The organism is Nonomuraea sp. NPDC050383 (assembly GCF_044459125.1).
Classification (GTDB): Bacteria; Actinomycetota; Actinomycetes; order Streptosporangiales; family Streptosporangiaceae; genus Nonomuraea.
Genome location: NZ_JBITIP010000002.1, coordinates 641,970 through 660,739 on the forward strand (window position 1 = coordinate 641,970; position 18,770 = coordinate 660,739).

Genomic DNA, 18,770 nt, shown 5'->3' on the forward strand with positions numbered 1-18,770 from the left:
TGCCCCGGCGCCCGCGGGTCATTCGCCGCCGTAGAGCCTCTCCAGCCCGACCAGCTCGACGGTGCTGTCACGGCCGGCGGCCCGGCGGAGGTCGTCGGTGAAGCCCGCGCCGCTGAAGCACAGGAGCCGCACGTGCTCGGCGGCGGTGGTGCCGCGGGCGTGGAGGAGCTCGCGGATGTGCTGGAGCCGTCTCAGGTGGCCGAGACCCATGATCTCGTTCCATTTCGCCTCGCCGATGGCCAGGAGGGCCTCGGCGTCTCGATCGTCGTGACCGAAGACGGCGACGCCGACCTCGTGGCCGGTCCTGGCCGCGGGGTCGTTGACGGTGCCGGAGGAGACGCGGGAGGGATGGCCCCCGTGGGTCTCGGGAGACGCGTGCCACCGGGACCATTCCCGGCAGAGGGCTTCGAAGTGCGGCCCCAGGACTTTGCTCCGGAAGGTGGCGTGGGCCCGGCGCCATACCGCCGCGGCCCGCCCCGGACGTTCGAGGTCTCCCCAGTCGGGGCGCATGACGGCGTAGTAGAAGGTGACGAGCGGCTCGGCGATGCGGTAGGCGGAGCGATTCCTGCGGAAGGCGTCGTTCTCATGGCGGATGAGACCGATGTCTTCGAGGACGTGGAGCGGGTGGGCGAGGTCGGTGGACTTGCGGCCGAGATAGTCCGCGATGCCGCCGCGTGCGGCGTTGCCGGCGGCAATGGCGGCGAGTACCGAGTGGTAGAGCGCGGTGTCGTGGAGCTCCGGCTCCTCTGCGAGGAGGTAGCGGGCTTCGCGGAACAGGGGACGGCCGGGGTTGAGGACCGCGCGGATGACCCAGTCGTCGAAGTCGTCAGGGCCTGCGGGGGCGTCGCCCTGGGTGAACTCCCGGCGGTAGGCGGGAGTGCCGCCGACGATGGCGTGGGTGAGAACCGCGGTGCGCGGGTCGGTGATGTCCCAGAATCGGGCGGCGAGACGGTAGTCGAGGGTGGGCACCACGAGCTCGAGGCCCGCTCGGCCGCGCAGCGGGGCGTTGCCGGAGAGCAGGCGCCCCATGAAGGACAGGGAGGAGCCGCAGAGCAGGAGTCGCACGGGCGTGTGGCCGCGGCGTGCGGTGGGGTCGAGCGCACGCTGGATGATCGACGGCAGCGCGGGGGACGCCTTGGCGAGGAAAGGGAACTCGTCGATGACCGCGATGGTGGGGCCGTGGACGGCGATGCGCAGAAGCCGGGTGATCGCCTCGTCCCAGTCGGCGAAACGAAAGGGAGCCGGCTCGTCCAGGTATGCGGCGAGGGCCGCCCCGAACTGCCGGAGGGCATCGGCTTCGGTGGTCTCCGTGGCGGTGAACATGAAGCCGCCGGAGGCGCGGGCGAGGCCGTCCAGGAGGAATGTCTTTCCCTGTCGTCGACGTCCCGACACCACCCCCAGCGTGGCCTCACCACCGGAGTAGCCGGCGAACCTGGTCAGCTCGTCCCACTCGAAGTCGCGGTCGAACATCTCGGCGGGCTTGTCCACGGGGTCCTCCGTTATGGATAAGCGGACTTATTATAAGTCCACTTATCCAAGAGGTGGGGGAGGCGCGGTGCTGCCGCGGGGGACGAGGCGGGCGGGCTCGTCGCGTACGTCCTCGACCAGGTCGCCCGCGATCAGCGACAGCAGCGCGCGCGCCGCGTGGGCGCCGTAGGCGGGGATGTCGCGGGTGAGGGCGCTCAGCGCCGGCCGGACGATCTGGGAGAGCGGCGAGTCGTCCCAGGCCACGATCGACAGGTCACCGGGAACGTCGAGCCGCATCTCCTGGGCCGCCGACATGCCGGCGACCGCCATGATGTCGTTGTCGTAGACGATCGCCGTCGGCCGGGTGGGCGAGCCGACGAGGCGGCGCGTGGCGCGGGCGCCCTCGCCGCCGCTGTAGTCGGTGTGCATGACCGTGTGGCACTCCAGCCCCAGCTCCTCGCACACGGCCGTGAACGCCTGGTCGCGCAGCACGGTGTGGACCAGCTCGGGCAGGCCGGCCACCCGGGCGACGCGGCGGTGGCCGAGCGCCGCGAGGTACTCGACGGTCTCGCGGACGGCCGCGGCGTCGTCGGACCAGACCGGCGTCAGCGAGCCCGCCTCCGAGGGGTGGCCGATCACCACGGCGGGCAGGCCCAGCTCCTCCAGTGCCGTCACGCGCGGGTCGTCGAAGCGCAGGTCGACGAGGATCGCGCCGTCCACCCGCCGCTCGCCCCACCAGCGCCGGTGGACCTCCGCCTCCTGCTCGGGCGTGGCGGCCACCTGCAGCATCAGCGCGTACGAGCGGTCCGCCAGCTCGCCCTCGATGCCGCTGATCAGCTCCATGAAGAACGGCTCCACGCCGAGGACGCGCGCCGGGCGGCACAGGGTGAGCCCCACCGAGTGGGCCTGCGCCCCGCTGAGCGCCCGCGCCGCGCTGTTGGGCCGCCAGCCGATCTCCTCGGCGATGGCCTTGATCGTGGCGCGCCTGGCCTCCGACACCCCCGGCCGGTCGTTCAGCGCGTACGAGACCGCCACCTTGGACACGCCCGCCCGGCGCGCGATGTCGGCGATCGTCGGTCGCTTCACCGAACCCCCTGGAGAACCGCCGGGTGAACCGGTTAGCCACCCGTGCAGACGAACCTTACTACCGCGCCGCGAGGTTGGCACGGCCAGGGTTCGGTACCCGGACGGGCGCCGACAGATGGGGTCTTGACGCGGCGGCCAGGTCACTTTACGTTCGCGTTACTTACCCGGTTCAGTGGGAGCGCTCTCAACGGCCGGGCGGTGCCCGCGTCCGCGTGCCCGCCCTCCGTGGCGACCGCTGGCCCGGCCACACGGCGACTCCTGAGCCGCCATCTCGGGGCTGAGACAGACGGTCGAGCCTCCGCCGCGGCGGGGGAAGGAGAGACAGATGCGAAAGCGGGCGCGGATCCTCGTTCCGCTCCTGGCGGTGGGCCTGGCCTCCGCCGCGTGCTCCGGCGGAGGCCCCGTGGTGGGCCCGACGGGCGGCACGTCCGGCTCCCAGGGCGCCACCGCGGCGAACCCCGGAAACCCCGGGGCGCTGCCCCGCAACGAAACCCTCTACACCACCGGCTCCCAGTGGGGGCCGCCCGCCAACTTCAACCCCATCCGCGAGTGGGACCACGCGACCGGCACCAAGGGCCTGGTCTACGAGACGCTCTTCCACTACGACCCGAACGCCGCCAAGCTCGTCCCCTGGCTGGCCGAGAGCGGCTCCTGGACCAGCCCGACCGTGTACGAGACCAAGATCCGCTCCGGCGTGAAGTGGTCCGACGGCAAGCCGCTGACGGCCAAGGACGTCGCCTTCTCCTACGGGCTCGGCAAGATGGCGACGAGCCCGTACCACAACCTGTGGGACTGGCTGAAGAGCGCCGAGGCCGTCGACGACCGGACCGTGCGCTTCACCTTCTCCACCGCCAACTACCAGGAGTGGGACTTCCACCTCTACAGCCGCGCCATCGTGCCCGAGCACCTGTGGTCCGGCCGGTCGGAGGAGGACGTGCTCAACGGCGTCAACAACGATCCCGTCGGCACCGGCGCCTACCGCTACCAGAGCCACGACCAGGACCGCGTCGTCTGGGTGCGGCGCGACGACTGGTGGGGCAAGAGCGCTCTCAACATGGAGCCCAAGCCCCGCTACATCGTCGACGTGGTCTCGCCCAGCAACGAGGTGGCCATGGGCATGTTGCTGCAGAAGGGCCTCGACCTGAGCAACAACTTCCTGCCCGGCGTGGCCAACCTGGTCAAGGGCAACTTCGGCCTCGTCACCTACTACGACCAGCCGCCGTACATGCTGTCGGCCAACACCGCCTGGCTGGTGCCCAACACCCGCAAGAAGCCCATGGACGACCCGGCCTTCCGCAGGGCTCTCGCCACCTCCGTCGACACCAAGAAGATCGTCGAGGGCGTGTACGGCAACCTGGTGAAGGCCGCCAGCCCGACCGGGCTGCTGCCGCAGTGGGAGCAGTTCGTGGACCAGTCCGTGGTGAGCCAGAGCGGCTTCACCTTCGACACCGCCAAGGCCAGGAAGACGCTCGCCGACGCCGGCTACCGCGACCGCGACGGCGACGGGCTGGTGGAGAACAAGGACGGCTCCAAGATCAAGCTGACCCTCATCGTCCCCACCGGCTGGACCGACTGGATGGAGGCCGCCCGGGCCATCTCCACCAGCGCCAAGGCCGCCGGCATCGAGGTCACCCCCGACTTCCCCGACTTCAACGCCCTGGTGGAGAAGCGCGGCAAGGGCGACTTCGACCTGCTGCTCAACAACGAGCGGCAACTGTCCAACACGCCGTGGACCTACTACGACTACATCTTCCAGCTCCCCGTCCAGAAGACGCAGAACACCGTCAACTTCGGCCGGTACGAGAACAAGCAGGCCTGGCAGCTCGTGCAGCAGCTCGACCAGGTCAGGACCGACGACGTCGCCGGCATGAAGAAGCTCACCTCGCAGCTCCAGAAGATCCACCTGGAGGAGCTGCCGGTCATCCCGCTCTGGTACAACGGCCTGTGGGCCCAGTCCAGCACCAGCGTGTGGAAGAACTGGCCGTCGGCCAAGCCGGGCGCCCCCAAGTCGGCGCCCGTCATGTGGCACAACTGGCTGGAGCTCGGCGGCTTCGAGACCCTCACCCAGATCCAGCCCGCCGCCTCCTAGCGGCCGCCTCCCCACGACCGCGCTCCTTCTCCCCCTCGGGAGGAGGAGCCTCTGGAGCCCCCACGTGCGTCGTTACTTCGGCAGGAAACTGCTCGTGTACGCGCTGACCTTCGTGGTCGCCGTCACCGTCAACTGGATGATCCCGCGCTTCATGCCCGGCGACCCCGTGGCCGGCATGCTGGCCCGCGCCGGCGTCTCCCAGCCCGCCGCCGTCGAGGCCATGCGGGTCTACTACACCGACCTGTTCGGCCTGGACCGGCCGTTGTGGCAGCAGTACGCGAGCTTCTGGGGCACCCTGCTCCGTGGCGACTTCGGCATCAGCATCTGGCTGTTCCCCACCCCGGTCAGCACGGTCATCCTGCGGGCCGTGCCGTACACGCTGGGGCTGATGGTGCCGGCCGTGCTGCTGAGCTGGGTCGCGGGCAACCGGCTCGGCGCCTTCGCGGCGCGGCGCCGGCTGCTCGACAACACCGTCCTGCCCCTCGGGTACGTGCTGACGGCCACGCCGTACATGTGGCTGGCCGTGATCCTCGCCTGGGGGTTCGGCGTCGTCGCCGGCTGGTTCCCCGTGGCCGGCGGCTACAGCTTCTCCCTCCAGCCGACCCTGACCGCCGGCTTCCTGCTCGACCTGCTGCACCACTGGGTGCTGCCGTTCCTGTCGCTGTTCCTCGTCGCGCTCGGCGGCTGGGCGATCGGCATGCGCAACATGATCATCTACGAGCTGGAGTCCGACTACGCGTCCTACCTGGCCGCGCTCGGCGCCCCGGCCCGGCTGATCCGCCGCTACGCCTTCCGCAACGCCGTGCTGCCGCAGATCACCGGGCTGGCCCTGCAGCTCGGCGTGCTCGTGGCCGGCGCGCTCGTCACCGAGATCGTCTTCTCCTATCCCGGGCTGGGCAGCCTCATCCTCAAGGCCATCCAGAACCACGACTTCTTCCTCCTGCAGGGCACGTTCATGTTCATCGTGATCGGGGTGCTCGTGGCCAACTTCGTCATCGACATCGTGTACGTCGTCGTCGATCCCCGTACCCGCGCCGGGATGGCGGGTGCGCGGGCATGACGGCGACCCTCACCGAGACCGGGCCCGAGCCGCGCGTGGTGCGGCGCGAGGCCCTGCACTTCGCCGTCCGCAACGGCAAGCTCGTCGCCGGCTTCACCGTCGTGCTGGTGCTGCTGCTGGCCGGCCTGCTCGGGCCGCTCCTGCTGGGCCCGGCCCCGCCGAACGAGTACGTCGCCGCGCCCATGCTGCCGCCCTCGTCGGAGCACTGGTTCGGCACCACCACCTTCGGCCAGGACGTCTTCACCCAGTTCGTCCACGGCCTGCGCACCACCTTCGCGGTCGGGGCGCTCGGCGGCGGCATCGCCGCGGTGATCGCGATGGTCGTCGGCTTCGCCGCCGGCTACCGGGGCGGGCTGCTGGACGAGGCGCTGACCATGCTCACCAACGTCGTGCTGGTCATCCCGACGCTCGCGGTGCTGCTCATCATCAACGCCTACCTCGGCATCCGCAGCGTCGCCGTGCAGGCCCTGTTCATCGGGCTCACCTCCTGGCCGTGGGCGGCCCGCGCGATCCGGGCGCAGACGTTCTCCCTGCGTACCCGGGACTTCGTGGACCTGGCCCGGCTCAGCGGGCTCCGCACGGGCCGGATCATCGCGCGGGAGATCGCGCCGAACATGAGCTCCTACCTGTTCATGACGTTCATCCTGCTGTTCGGCGGCTCCATCCTCATCGCCTCCTCGCTCGACTTCATCGGCCTCGGCCCCACCGAGGGCGTCTCGCTCGGGCTGATGCTGCAGAACGCCACCCAGTGGAGCGCCCTGCAGCTCGGCCTGTGGTGGTGGTTCGTGCCGCCCGGCGCGGCGATCACCGCCGTCGTCGGCGCCCTGTACGTCGCCAACGTCGGCCTCGACGAGGTCTTCAACCCGAAGCTGAGGACGACATGAGCCTGACGGTCACCGACCTGCGGGTCTTCTACCAGACCCTCCGAGGCGAGGTACGGGCCCTCGACGGCGTGTCGTTCTCCGTGGCCGACGGGGAGATCCTCGGCCTGGCCGGCGAGTCCGGTTGCGGCAAGACCACGCTGGGCAAGAGCCTCATCCGGCTGGACAGCCGCATGCGCCACGCCGGAGGCACGGTCGAGCTGGACGGCCGGGAGCTGCCCATTGGCGACGACCGGGCCATGAACGCCTTCCGCTTCCGCGAGGTGTCGCTCATCCCGCAGTACTCGATGAGCGCGCTCAACCCCACCCGCAAGATCGGCCGGATGGTCGCCGAGCTGCTGCGCTCCCGCGGCGAGACCCTCGACCGGGAGCGGCTGGAGTCGCGCCTCGACCTGGTCGGGCTGCCGCGCGAGGTGCTCGACCGCTACCCGATCGAGCTGTCCGGCGGCATGAAGCAGCGTGTCGTCATGGTCGTCTCGACCCTGCTCGACCCGTCGCTGCTGGTCGCCGACGAGATCACCTCCGCGCTCGACGTCTCCACCCAGAAGGCCGTCGCGCGGGCGCTGCTCGGCTTCCGCGACGGCGGCCACGTCGGCAGCATGCTCTTCATCACCCACGACCTCGCGCTCACCTCGCACATCGCCGACACGATCATGGTGATGTACGCGGGCAGGATCGCCGAGAAGGCGCCGGCCAAGGTGATGATCGCGCAGCCGCGCCACCCGTACACCCGGCTGCTCATCGACGCGCTGCCCGAGGTGGGCGCCCGCCACACCGGCAGGCGGCTGACCGGCATCGCCGGCAGCCCGCCCTCCCTGCTCGACCCGCCGCCCGGCTGCCGTTTCCGCGACCGCTGCCCCCTCGCCGACGACGGCTGCGCCGAGCAGCCGCCGGTCGTCGAGGTCGAACCCGGCCACCACGTGGCCTGCTGGAAGGCCTGATGCTCACACTCGACAACGTCACCAAGGTCTACAAGGTCGGTGCCCTCGGCGGGAAGGCGGTGACCGCCGTGGACCGCGTCAGCTTCGACGTCCAGGCCGGCGAGGTGGTCTCCCTGATCGGCGAGAGCGGCAGCGGCAAGTCCACGATCGGCCGCATGATCCTCGGCCTCACCTCCGTCACCGGCGGCGCCATCACCGTCGCCGGGACCCCCGTCACGCCCGGCCGCGACTACTACCGGTCCGTGCAGGGGGTCTTCCAGGACCCGTTCAGCTGCTACAACCCGGTCTTCAAGGCCGACCGGGTGTTCCGGCTGATCAAGGAGACGTACCATCCGGCCGTGCCCGAGGACGCGTGGGCCGAACGGGTCCGCTCGGCCGTGCGCGACGTCCGGCTCAACCCCGGGGAGGTCCTCGGCAAATACCCCCACCAGCTCAGCGGCGGCCAGCTCCAGCGCATGCTCATCGCCCGCGCGCTGCTGCTGGACCTCAAGCTGCTCGTCGCCGACGAGATCACCAGCATGCTCGACGCGTCCACCCGCGTCGACGTGCTCAACCTGCTGGCCGACCTCAAGGCCCGCGGCCTGGCCGTGCTGTACGTCACGCACGACCTCGCCCTCGGCACCTACCTCGCCGAGCGGACCGTCGTGCTGTGGCGCGGCTCGGTCGTCGAGCGGGGCCCGACCGAGCAGGTGTTCGGCGACCCCCTCCACCCCTACACCCGCCGGCTGCTGTCGGCCGTGCCCCGGCTGCACGCCCCCTGGGAGGACGCGCCCGAGGTGCGATCCTGCCTCTACCACGAGAAGGGCGCCACGGGTGGCCTGGCGGAGGCCACGCCGGGCCACTTCGTGGCCTGCGCCCGGCTCAGCGACTGCCAAGGAGACCTTTCTTGACCGTGTACCACCCGCTGTCCGACGGCTGGACCCTGCGTCCCGCCCTCACCGGCGGCTCCCTCCCTCCGGCGGTCTCCGGCGCCGGAGCCGTACCCGCCACCGTGCCCGGCTGCGTCCACACGGACCTGCTGGCCGCGGGCCTCATCGACGACCCCTACCTCGACGACAACGAGAACCGCCTCGGCTGGATCGGCGACACCGCCTGGACCTACGCCACCACCTTCACCTGGGCCCCGGACGGGCACGACCGCACCGACCTGGTCTGCGAGGGGCTGGACACCGTCGCCACCGTCACCCTCAACGGGGTCCGTCTCGGCGCCACCGCCAACCAGCACCGCTCCTACCGCTTTCCGGTGCGGCACCTGCTGCGCGAGGGCGCCAACACGCTGGAGGTCCGCTTCGACCCGGCCCCCGCCTACGCCGAGGCGTGGCGGGCCGCCCTGGGCGAGCGGCCCGGCGCGTACGAGGCGCCGTACCCGTTCGTCCGCAAGGCCGCCTGCAACTTCGGCTGGGACTGGGGCCCGGCCCTCGTGACGGCCGGCATCTGGCGGCCCGTCGGGCTGGAGAGCTGGAGCGGCGCCCGCCTGGCCGAGGTCCGCCCCGTCGTCCGCGTCACCCCTTCGGGGGAGCACGGGGAGCGGGGCGAGCACGGCGAGGTGGAGGTCCACGTCCGGGTCGAGCGGGCCACGGAGGCGCCGCTGGTGGTGACCGCCGAGGTCGCCGGGACCACCGTGGAGGTCCCCGTCCCCGCCGGGCGGCGCCGCGCCGTCGTGCGCGTGCCGGTGGCCCAGCCGCTGCTGTGGTGGCCGCGCGGACACGGCGCGCAGCACCGCTACGACCTGACCGTCCGCCTGGGCGACGCGGCCGGGCGGGACGCCGGGCAGTGGCGGCGGAAGATCGGGTTCCGGACCGTCGAGCTCGAACGGGAGGCGTTCCGGCTGTCCGTCAACGGCGTGCCGGTGTTCGTGCGCGGCGTCAACTGGATCCCCGACGACTGCTTCCCCGCCCGCGTCACCCGCGACCGCCTGGCCGGGCGGTTCGCGCAGGCCACCGGCGCCGGGGTCAACCTGCTGCGCGTCTGGGGCGGCGGGCTGTACGAGAGCGAGGACTTCTACGACCTGGCCGGCGAGCTGGGCCTCATGGTGTGGCAGGACTTCCCGTTCGCCTGCGCCTCCTACCCGGAGGAGGAGCCGTTCCGCACCGAGGTGGAGGCCGAGGCCCGCGAGAACGTCACCCGCCTGGCCCCCCACCCCAGCCTCGTCCTGTGGTGCGGCAACAACGAGAACCTGGAGGGCCACGCCGACTGGGGCTGGCCCGAGCGCCTGGAGGGCCGTACCTGGGGGGCCGGCTTCTACCACGACCTGCTGCCGTCGATCGTCGCCGAGCTCGACCCCGGCCGCCCGTACTGGCCGGGCAGCCCCTACTCGGGGTCGCCCGAGCTGCCGCCCAACGACCCGGCGGCCGGCACCATCCACATCTGGGACGTGTGGAACCGCGAGGACTACACCCGCTACGCCGCCTACACCCCGCGCTTCGTCGCCGAGTTCGGCTTCCAGGGCCCGGCGGCGTACGCGACCATGCGCCGCGCCATCGGCGGCGAGCTGACCCCCGACGCCCCGCTCGTCCTGCACCACCAGAAGGCCGACGACGGCAACGGCAAGCTGCTGCGCGGCCTCGGCGACCACCTGCCGCGGCCCGCCACGTTCGACGCCTGGCACTACCTCACCCAGCTCAACCAGGCACGGGCCGTCGCCTACGGCATCGAGCGGTTCCGCGCGCTCGCCCCGCACTGCTCCGGCACGATCCTCTGGCAGCTCAACGACTGCTGGCCGGTCACCTCCTGGGCCGCGGTGGACGGCGACGGCCGGCGCAAGCCCCTGTGGTACGCGCTGCGCCGCGTCTACGGCGACCGGCTGCTGGCCCTGCTGGACGGCGAGGCCGCCGTCGTCAACGACACGGACCGGCCCTGGCGGGGCGAGCTGCGGCTCGTACGGCACGGCCTCGGCGGCGAGCCGCTGGCCAAGGAGTCCGTCCCGGTGGACGTGGCGCCCCGCTCGGTCGCGCGGATCCCGCTGCCCCCGCCCGTGGCGGTTCCCGGCGACCCGCGGCGCGAGCTGCTGGTCGCCCGGCTCGGGGAGGCGCGCACCGTGGCGTTCTTCGCCGAGGACACCGCCGTCGACTTCCCGCCGGCCGCCTACGAGGCGCGCGCCGAGCCGGTCGAGGGCGGCTACCGGGTCACGGTCACCGCCCGGACGGTGCTGCGCGAGCTCGCGCTGTTCCCCGACCGGCTGGACCCCGCCGCCTCGGTGGACGACATGCTCGTCACCCTGCTGCCGGGGGAGTCGGCCACGTTCACCGTGGCGACCGGTCAGGAGCTGAACCCCGGCGACCTGACCGGCCACCCCGTCCTACGGTGCGTCAACGAGAGCGCGCCCTGACACCGCCTCCAGCACCTTGAGCGGGCCGGTCTGCTCCGGCAGGCCGGCCCGCGCGCCGACCTCCACCCGGCCGTCCACCACCCGGACCGGGTACGTCGGCACCGCCACGCCCGGCTCGTCCAGGCAGAGGCCGGTGACGAGGGAGAACACCTGCTTGTGCAGCGGAGAGGCCACCGTCGGCTCGCCGCCCCGCGTGCCGACGATGCCCCGGGAGAGCACCCAGGCGCCGCTGAACGGGTCGCGGTTGCCGATCGCGTACACGGCGCCGTCGAAGGTACGGAAGAGGGCCACCTGCTCGCCGTCCACCAGAGCGCACACGCCGCGCTCCGGCAGCAGTACGGGGTAGTCGCACACGGTCGTCCAGCTCATGAGAACAGTCACGGGGTCACCACCATCGGCTTGATCTGGTCACGTTCGCGGTCGAAGACGATCGAGGGGTCGGGGACGCCGGGGGCGTTGACGAAGCTGACGAAACGGCTCAGCTTCTCCGGGTCCTCGATGGTGGCGCGCCACTCGTCCTGGTACGTGGTCACGTGGTGCGCCATCTGGGCGTCCAGCTCGGCGCACAGCCCCAGCGAGTCGTTCACGATCACGTCGCGGACGTGGTCGAGACCGCCTTCGATGGACTCGACCCAGGCGGCGGTGCGCTGGAGCCGGTCGGCCGTGCGGATGTAGTACATGACGAACCGATCGATGGTCCTGATCAGCTCGTCGGTGGACAGGTCGGAGGCGAACAGGTCGGCGTGGCGGGGCTTGAAGCCGCCGTTGCCGCCGACGTACAGGTTCCAGCCCTGCTCGGTGGCGATGATGCCGAAGTCCTTCGAGCGGGCCTCGGCGCACTCGCGGGCGCAGCCCGACACCGCCGACTTCAGCTTGTGCGGCGCCCGCAGGCCGCGGTAGCGCAGCTCCAGGGCGATGGCCAGGCCCACCGAGTCCTGCACGCCGTAGCGGCACCAGGTGGAGCCGACGCACGACTTGACCGTGCGCAGCGCCTTGCCGTACGCGTGGCCCGACTCGAACCCGGCGTCGACGAGCCGCTTCCAGATCTCCGGGAGCTGCTCCACGCGGGCGCCGAACAGGTCGATCCGCTGCCCGCCGGTGATCTTGGTGTAGAGGCCGAAGTCGCGGGCCACCTCACCGATCACGATGAGCTTGTCCGGCGTGATCTCGCCGCCCGGGATGCGCGGGACGACCGAGTAGGTGCCGTTCTTCTGGATGTTGGCCAGATACGCGTCGTTGGTGTCCTGCAGCGCCGCCCGCTCGCCCTCCAGCACGTGCCCGTTGTGCAGCGAGGCCAGGATCGAGGCCACCGTGGGCTTGCAGATGTCGCAGCCGCGCCCGGTCCCGTGGTTGGCGATCAGCTCGGAGAACGTCGTGACGCCGCGCACGCGGATGATGTCGAACAGCTCGGCCCGCGAGTACGTGAAGTGCTCGCACAGCGCCTTGCTGATCTCGACGCCCGACTTCTCCAGGAGCTGCTTGAGCATCGGCACGCAGCTTCCGCACGTGGTGCCGGCCCGGGTGCACGCCTTGACGCCGGGGACGTCGGTCACGCCCTTGTCGGCGATGGCCATGCGGACCGCGCCCGCGCTCACGTTGTTGCAGGAGCAGACCTGCGCGTCGTCGGGCAGGTCCAGCCCGGCCGCCCCCGCCCCGGTGAACAGCAGGTCGGCCGGCGCGGCGGGCAGGGCCTTGCCGACGAACGGCCGCAGCGTCGCGTACGGCGAGGCGTCGCCGACGCAGATGCCGCCGAGCAGCGTCCGCGCGTCGTCGCTGATGAACAGCTTCTTGTAGACGCCGCCCACCGGGTCCATGTAGGTGACGTCGAGCGCCCCGCTCATCGCGCCGAACTGCGCCACCTCGACGCCCAGCAGCTTGAGCTTGGTCGACAGGTCGGCCCCCTCGAAGCCGGCCGTCCCGCCGAGCACGCGGTCGGCGGCCACCTCGGCCATCGTGTTGCACGGCCCGACCAGGCCGTACACCTGGCCGCCGGCCAGCGCGCACTCGCCGATCGCGTAGATGGCCGGGTCGGAGGTGCGCATGCCCTCGTCGACCACGATGCCGCCGCGCTCGCCCACGTCGAGCCCGCTGGCGCGGGCCAGCTCGTCGCGCGGCCTGATCCCCGCCGAGAAGACGACGATCTGCGCGTCGAGCAGCGTGCCGTCGGGCTTGCGCAGGCCGGTGACCCGCCCGCCGGCGTCGGTGACGATCTCCTGGACGCCCGCCCCGGCGTGGACGCTCAGCCCCAGCCCCTCGATGTGGCCCTTCAGCACCGAGCCGCCGCCCTCGTCCACCTGGCGCGGCATCAGCCACGGGCTCATCTCGACGATGTGCGTGCGCAGGCCGAGGCCGCGCAGCGCGTCGGCCGCCTCCAGGCCGAGCAGCCCGCCGCCGACGACCACGCCCTCCGACGCCCCCTCCGACGCCTCGCGGATCGCGTCGAGGTCGTCGATGGTGCGGTAGACGAAGGCGTGCTCCGCGCCCGGCACCGGCGGCACGAACGGCGCCGACCCGGTGGCCAGCACCAGCACCTCGTACGGCACGCTCGCGCCGTCGGCCGTGGTGACCACGCGCGCCTCCCGGTCGATCCCGGTGACGCGGGTCCCCAGTCGGGTCTCGACCCCGTCGGGCACCTCGTAGGTGAGCTCCTCCATGCTCGTCCCGGTCAGGTACGAGGTCAGCGCCACCCGGTCGTAGGCCGGGCGGGGCTCCTCGCCGATGACCGTGATCCGGCCGTCGAAGCCCCGCTCGCGCAGCGCCTCGACGAACCGGTGGGCGGTGGGCCCGTATCCCGCGACGACGACTCCGGTCATGCCGAAACCCCTTCCTGCTCACACAGCCAGCCGACGATGCCCTCGACCGCGTCGCGGCAGGTGCCGCAGCCGGTCGTGGCCCTCGTCGCCGCCGCTATCCCGGCCACGTCCCGCGCGCCGGCTTCCCAGCACGCCCGGATCTGGCCCTTGGTCACGTTGTTGCACTGGCACACCTTGGCCGCGTCCGGCATCAGCGTCGGGCTGTCGGCCACGTGCGCCGCCGACGACAGGCCGGGGAACAGCAGCCCCGCCCGGTCGCCCGGCAGGGCGCCGCCCCGGTCGAAGAGCTGCGTCACCGTCCCGACCGCGTCGCTCTCGCCCAGCAGGATCGCGCCCACCAGCCGCCCGTCACGGATGACGAGCTTGCGGTAGGTGCCGCGCGCCCGGTGGCTGAAGCGCACCACCTCGGCGTGCTCCTCGGTGAGCTGTGTCTCGCCCATCGCGGCCAGCTCCACGCTCTTGGCCTTCAGCCGGGTCACCAGCCGCGAGCCGCGGTAGAGGGCCTTGCCGCCGGTGATGACGTCGGCCGCCACCGTGGCCTGCTCCCAGGCGGGCGCCACCAGGCCGTACACGGTGCCGTCGTGCTCGGCGCACTCGCCGATGGCGAAGATCGACGGGTCGTCGGTGCGCATCTCGTCGTCCACGACGACGCCGCGCCGCACCTCCAGCCCGGCGTCGGCGGCCAGGCCCGTGACCGGGCGGACGCCGCAGGCCAGCACCACGAGGTCGCCCTCGACCAGCTCGCCGCCGGCCAGGGCGACGCCGTCCTCGCGCACCGCCTCGGCGCTCACGCCGGTGCGGATGTCCACGCCCAGCCCGGCCAGCGTCTCGCCGAGCACCTGCCCGGCCTCCACGTCGAGCTGGCGCTCCATGAGGTGGCCGGCCAGGTGCAGCAGCGTCACGGGCAGGCCGCGCCCCGCCAGGCCGCGGGCGGCCTCGATGCCGAGCAGCCCGCCGCCGATGACCACGGCCCGCCGGCTGTGCTCGGCGGCCTTCAGGATGCGCCCGCAGTCGTCCAGCGTGCGGAACGGGATCGCCCGCTCCACGCCGGGCAGCCGGGGCACGATCGCCTCGCTGCCGGTGGCCAGCACGAGCACGTCGTACGGCACGCGGCGCCCGTCCTCGGTGATCACCGAGCGGGTGTCCCGGTCGAGGCACGTGACGGCGCTGCCGAACGCCGCCTCCACCCGGTGCGCGGCGTACCACGCCGGGTCGACCAGGCGCACCTGGTCGGGCCGGGTGGTCCCGGCGAGCACGTTGGACAGCAGCACCCTGTTGTACGGCTGGGACGTCTCGGCGCCGAGCACCGTGACCGTGATGTGCGGGTCACGTGCCCGCACCTCGCTGACCAGGCGTGAGCCGGCCATGCCGTTCCCTACGACGACGAGTCTCATGCGACCCTCTCCACTTTGACGGCGCACACCTTGAACTCAGGCATCCGGGAGACGGGATCGAGCGCGGGGTTGGTCAGGCGGTTGGCGCCCTCCCAGTGGAACGGCATGAACACCGTGTCGCGCCTGATCGCGTCGCTGATCCTGACCACTGCCTGGCTGTCGCCCCGCCGGCTGCTGACCCGCACCATGTCCCCCGCGCTGATCTCCAGCTCGCCGGCGAGGTCCGGGTGGAGCTCCACGAACGGCTCGGGCGCCGCCTCGGCCAGCGGGGCGATGCGCCGGGTCTGGGCGCCGCTCTGGTACTGAGCGAGCACGCGGCCGGTCGTGAGGTAGAGGGGGTAGTCCTCGTCGATCTCCTCGGCGGCGGGGCGGTGCTCGACCGCGACGAACCGGGCCCGGCCGTCCGGGGTGGCGAACCGGTCGAGGAACGGCCGCGGCGTGCCAGGGTGCTCGGGGGAGGGGCAGGGCCAGAAGACGCCCTTCTCCCGCTCGATCCGCTCGTACGTGATGCCCGCGTAGTCGGCGATCCCGCCCGCGCTGGCCCGGCGCAGCTCGTCGAACACCTCGCGCGGATCGGCGGAGTAGGCGTGGCCGAACCGCTTGGCCAGGCCCTGCAAGAGCTCCAGGTCGCTGCGGACGCCGTCGGGCGGGGCGACGGCCTGGCGGCGAAGCAGCACCCGGCCCTCCAGGTTCGTCATGGTGCCGGTCTCCTCCGCCCATTGCGTGACGGGGAAGACGACGTCGGCCATGGCGGCGGTCTCCGACAGCACGACGTCGGCCACCACCAGCAGGTCCAGGGCGCGCAGCCGGTCGGTGACGTGCCCGGAGCGGGGCGCCGACACCACCGGGTTGGAGCCGAACAGCAGCAGCGCCCGCGGCCCCTCCGGGGTGCCGAGCGCGTCCAGCAGCTCGTAGGCCGAGCGGCCGGCGCCGGGCAGGTCCTCGGGGGACACGCCCCACACCCGGGCGACGTGCTCGCGGGCCGCCGGGTCGTCGATCTTGCGGTAGCCGGGGAGCTGGTCGGCCTTCTGGCCGTGCTCGCGGCCGCCCTGGCCGTTGCCCTGCCCGGTCAGGCAGCCGTACCCGGAGCCGGGCCGGCCGGGCAGACCCAGCGCGAGCGCCAGGTTGATGAACGCGGTGACGGTGTCGGTGCCCTTGGCGTGCTGCTCGGCGCCGCGGCCGGTGAGCACGACGCCCCGCTGCGCCGAGGCCAGCGCCCGGACGGCCTGCCGCATGCGGGGCACCGGCACGCCGGTGATCCGCTCGACCCGCTCCGGCCACCAGGAGGAGAGCGAGGTGCGCACCGCCTCGAAGCCGGAGGTGCGGGCGGCGACGTACTCCTCGTCCACGAGCCCGTCGGCGATGGCCAGGTGCAGCAGGCCGAGCGCCAGCGCGAGGTCGGTGCCGGGGGTGGGCTGCAGGTGCAGCCAGGCGAGCTTGGCGGTCGCCGTGCGGCGCGGGTCGATGACGATGAGCCGCGGCCCGTCCAGGTGCCGGACGAACGGCGGCATGGTCTCGGCCACGTTGCCGCCGGCCAGCAGCACGACGTCGGCCTGCGCGAGGTCCGTGATCGGGAACGGCATCCCGCGGTCCATGCCGAACGCCCGGTTGGAGGCGGCCGCGGCCGAGGACATGCAGAAGCGGCCGTTGTAGTCGATCTGACTGGTGCCCAGCACCACCCGGGCGAACTTGCCGAGCTGGTAGGCCTTCTCGTTGGTCAGCCCGCCGCCGCCGAACACGGCCACGCCGTCGGGGCCGTGCTCGGCGCGGATCTCGGAGAGCCGGCCGGCCACGTGGTCGAGGGCGGTCTCCCACGAGACGGGCCTGCCGTGCAGCAGCGGGCTGGTCAGGCGCTCGCCGCCGGTGAGCAGCTCGGCCGCGGTCCACCCCTTCTGGCACAGGGCGCCGCCGGCGTTGGCCGGGATGTCGGTCCTGGGACTGATCACCGCCTCGGCGGTGATCGCCATCCCGCACTGCAGGGCGCAGTACGGGCAGTGGCTCAGCACGGGAAGCTCGATCATGTCTCAGACCCTGGCGTGGGCGAGGCTGGCGACGCGCGAGACGCCGACGGTCCGGGTGTAGCACCACCAGGTCAGGACGAAGCAGGACACGTAGAAGGCGCCGAAGGCGGCCAGTGCCGTCGCCGGGCTGCCGGTCTGCGCGAACGACATGCCGAACGCCCGGTTGATGAGGAACCCGCCGAGCGCGCCGACCGCGGAGATGATGCCGATCGCCGCCGACGCCTGCCGCTTGCCGTACAGGAGAGCCTCCTCGCCCTCGCCGCGCTCGGCGACCGCCTTGGCCTGGAAGATCGCGGGGATCATCCGGTATGTCGAGCCGTTGCCGATGCCCGCGGTGATGAACAGCGTCTGGAAGGCCAGGAAGAACGGCCAGAACGCGCCCGAGTCGACGGCGAGCCAGACCAGCGTGACGCCCACGCCCATGCCGGCGAAGTTCCACAGCGTGACCGGCGCGCCGCCGAGGCGGTCGGCCAGCCAGCCGCCGACGGGCCGGATGAGGGAGCCGACCAGCGGCCCGGCGAAGGCCACCGCCGCCCACGGGGAGTCCGGGAACAGGCTCTTGGCCAGCAGCGGGAACGCCGTCGAGTAGCCGATGAACGAGCCGAACGTGCCGATGTAGAGGAACGACATGATCCAGGTCTGCGCCCGTCCGGCGACGGCGAGCTGCTCGCGGGGGCTGGCCTTGGCGGTGGTCAGGTTGTCCATGAAGAACCAGGCGCAGCCGGCGGCCACCAGGATGAACGGCACCCAGAACCAGCCGGCCGCGGCCAGCCCGAGCCCGCCGATCACCAGCGGCATGACGAGCTGCACGGAGCTGACGCCGATGTTGCCGCCGGCCGCGTTGAGGCCGAGGGCGACGCCCTGCTTGGAGCGGGGGTAGAAGTAGGTGATGTTGGCCATGCTGGAGGCGAAGTTGCCGCCGCCGACCCCGGCCAGCGCCGCGATCACCAGGAACAGCCAGTACGGCGTGCCCGGGTTGTTCACCGCCACCCCGAGGAGCACCGCCGGGATGAGCAGCATGAGCGCGCTGAAGGTGGTGAAGGTACGCCCGCCGAACCTGGCCGGGCCGAAGGTGTAGGGCACTCGCAGCGCCGAACCGATCAGGTTCGGCAGCGCCACCAGCCAGAAGAGCTGGTCGGTGGAGAAGTCGTAGGCGCCCATCCTGGTCGCCACGATGCTCCAGAGCGTCCACACGGTGAAGCCGAGATGCTCGGCGAAGATCGAGAAGATGAGGTTCCGCCGTGCGATCCTCTTCCCTCTGGTCTCCCAGAAGGTCTCGTCATCGGGGTGCCATTCGGCGAGCCACCGCGCCATCATCTCCTCCTACGCTCGATCTTTCTGGCTGCGAGCCTAGGAAGGGCGGGTTACGCACTCTGACGGTCCGTGGCGGTGCTGCGGTTACGTGTGTCGCACGCCTGTAACAAAGCGCACACATGGGTAACGAGCGAAACACGGCCGCAACAATCGCGCTGTGAGAACCAGGGAACGGGGCCTCGAAGGCAAGGTCCTCACGGAGGGGCGCGCTTCGCGCGACGGGGTTCGGGCTGTGACAGTGGGGGAGCCGAGCTCCCCCACACCCCCTGGCCGGGTGCCTCCGGCCCCCGGACCCCCGAGCGCCGGCCACCTCGACGGGCGAGAGGCCGGCCCGTATCTCGTCGGCGCGACATCCTGCGGGAGCTGGACAGGCCAG

The 18,770-nt window shown here is 72.1% G+C and carries 13 protein-coding genes; 6 read left to right on the plus strand and 7 right to left on the minus strand.

What is annotated here, in order from left to right:
- Positions 1 to 18 precede the first annotated feature (18 nt).
- Entirely contained in the window at positions 19 to 1,488 is a 1,470-nt protein-coding gene (locus ACIBG4_RS07680) for an ATP-binding protein (RefSeq protein ID WP_397201142.1), read from the minus strand.
- Between the two features lie 42 nt (positions 1,489 to 1,530).
- A complete protein-coding gene (locus ACIBG4_RS07685; RefSeq protein WP_397201143.1) occupies positions 1,531 to 2,553 on the minus strand; it encodes a LacI family DNA-binding transcriptional regulator in 1,023 nt (340 codons plus the stop codon).
- A gap of 325 nt (positions 2,554 to 2,878) precedes the next feature.
- Between ACIBG4_RS07685 and ACIBG4_RS07690 the strand changes: the two genes are divergently transcribed.
- From ACIBG4_RS07690 to ACIBG4_RS07715, 6 genes are all read left to right on the plus strand, one after another.
- The gene (locus ACIBG4_RS07690) at positions 2,879 to 4,642 is read left to right on the plus strand and encodes an ABC transporter substrate-binding protein (RefSeq protein ID WP_310712728.1); all 1,764 of its coding nucleotides are present in this window, start codon (positions 2,879 to 2,881) and stop codon (positions 4,640 to 4,642) included.
- Positions 4,643 to 4,706: 64 nt separating this feature from the next.
- The gene (locus tag ACIBG4_RS07695) at positions 4,707 to 5,702 is read left to right on the plus strand and encodes an ABC transporter permease (protein WP_310712730.1); all 996 of its coding nucleotides are present in this window, start codon (positions 4,707 to 4,709) and stop codon (positions 5,700 to 5,702) included.
- On the plus strand, positions 5,699 to 6,586 hold the full coding sequence (locus ACIBG4_RS07700; RefSeq protein WP_397201144.1) for an ABC transporter permease: 888 nt from the start codon (positions 5,699 to 5,701) through the stop codon (positions 6,584 to 6,586). The genes ACIBG4_RS07695 and ACIBG4_RS07700 overlap by 4 nt, the downstream gene beginning before the upstream one ends.
- On the plus strand, positions 6,583 to 7,524 hold the full coding sequence (locus ACIBG4_RS07705) for an ABC transporter ATP-binding protein (RefSeq protein ID WP_397201145.1): 942 nt from the start codon (positions 6,583 to 6,585) through the stop codon (positions 7,522 to 7,524). Before ACIBG4_RS07700 ends, ACIBG4_RS07705 begins: the two co-directional genes overlap by 4 nt.
- On the plus strand, positions 7,524 to 8,414 hold the full coding sequence (locus ACIBG4_RS07710; protein ID WP_397201146.1) for an ABC transporter ATP-binding protein: 891 nt from the start codon (positions 7,524 to 7,526) through the stop codon (positions 8,412 to 8,414). Before ACIBG4_RS07705 ends, ACIBG4_RS07710 begins: the two co-directional genes overlap by 1 nt.
- Complete coding sequence (locus tag ACIBG4_RS07715; RefSeq protein ID WP_397201147.1) at positions 8,411 to 10,852, plus strand: glycosyl hydrolase 2 galactose-binding domain-containing protein; 2,442 nt, start codon at positions 8,411 to 8,413, stop codon at positions 10,850 to 10,852. Before ACIBG4_RS07710 ends, ACIBG4_RS07715 begins: the two co-directional genes overlap by 4 nt.
- On the opposite strand, the gene nirD is transcribed toward ACIBG4_RS07715, so the two are convergent.
- From nirD to ACIBG4_RS07740, 5 genes are read right to left on the minus strand one after another with little or no spacing between them, the layout of a single operon-like run.
- Positions 10,823 to 11,233: a nitrite reductase small subunit NirD gene (gene nirD, locus ACIBG4_RS07720; RefSeq protein ID WP_397201148.1), complete on the minus strand. Its 411-nt coding sequence runs from the start codon at positions 11,231 to 11,233 to the stop codon at positions 10,823 to 10,825. The two genes, ACIBG4_RS07715 and nirD, sit on opposite strands and share 30 nt — an antisense overlap.
- On the minus strand, positions 11,230 to 13,665 hold the full coding sequence (nirB, locus tag ACIBG4_RS07725; protein ID WP_397201149.1) for a nitrite reductase large subunit NirB: 2,436 nt from the start codon (positions 13,663 to 13,665) through the stop codon (positions 11,230 to 11,232). Before nirB ends, nirD begins: the two co-directional genes overlap by 4 nt.
- Positions 13,662 to 15,059: an FAD-dependent oxidoreductase gene (locus ACIBG4_RS07730; RefSeq protein WP_310712742.1), complete on the minus strand. Its 1,398-nt coding sequence runs from the start codon at positions 15,057 to 15,059 to the stop codon at positions 13,662 to 13,664. Before ACIBG4_RS07730 ends, nirB begins: the two co-directional genes overlap by 4 nt.
- Positions 15,056 to 17,080 (minus strand): molybdopterin oxidoreductase family protein, encoded by a 2,025-nt coding sequence (locus tag ACIBG4_RS07735; protein WP_397201150.1) that lies wholly within the window; start codon positions 17,078 to 17,080, stop codon positions 15,056 to 15,058. The genes ACIBG4_RS07730 and ACIBG4_RS07735 overlap by 4 nt, the downstream gene beginning before the upstream one ends.
- A 3-nt stretch (positions 17,081 to 17,083) precedes the next feature.
- On the minus strand, positions 17,084 to 18,397 hold the full coding sequence (locus ACIBG4_RS07740; protein ID WP_397201151.1) for an MFS transporter: 1,314 nt from the start codon (positions 18,395 to 18,397) through the stop codon (positions 17,084 to 17,086).
- Between the last annotated feature and the right edge of the window lie 373 nt (positions 18,398 to 18,770).

Bases quoted from the DNA above. Each gene is read 5' to 3' on its own strand.
- ACIBG4_RS07690 (WP_310712728.1), top strand. From the start codon at position 2,879: ATGCGAAAGCGGGCGCGGATCCTCGTTCCGCTCCTGGCGGTGGGCCTG.
- ACIBG4_RS07700 (WP_397201144.1), top strand. From the start codon at position 5,699: ATGACGGCGACCCTCACCGAGACCGGGCCCGAGCCGCGCGTGGTGCGG.
- ACIBG4_RS07705 (WP_397201145.1), top strand. From the start codon at position 6,583: ATGAGCCTGACGGTCACCGACCTGCGGGTCTTCTACCAGACCCTCCGA.
- ACIBG4_RS07710 (WP_397201146.1), top strand. From the start codon at position 7,524: ATGCTCACACTCGACAACGTCACCAAGGTCTACAAGGTCGGTGCCCTC.
- nirB (WP_397201149.1), bottom strand. From the start codon at position 13,665: ATGACCGGAGTCGTCGTCGCGGGATACGGGCCCACCGCCCACCGGTTC.
- ACIBG4_RS07730 (WP_310712742.1), bottom strand. From the start codon at position 15,059: ATGAGACTCGTCGTCGTAGGGAACGGCATGGCCGGCTCACGCCTGGTC.
- ACIBG4_RS07735 (WP_397201150.1), bottom strand. From the start codon at position 17,080: ATGATCGAGCTTCCCGTGCTGAGCCACTGCCCGTACTGCGCCCTGCAG.
- ACIBG4_RS07740 (WP_397201151.1), bottom strand. From the start codon at position 18,397: ATGATGGCGCGGTGGCTCGCCGAATGGCACCCCGATGACGAGACCTTC.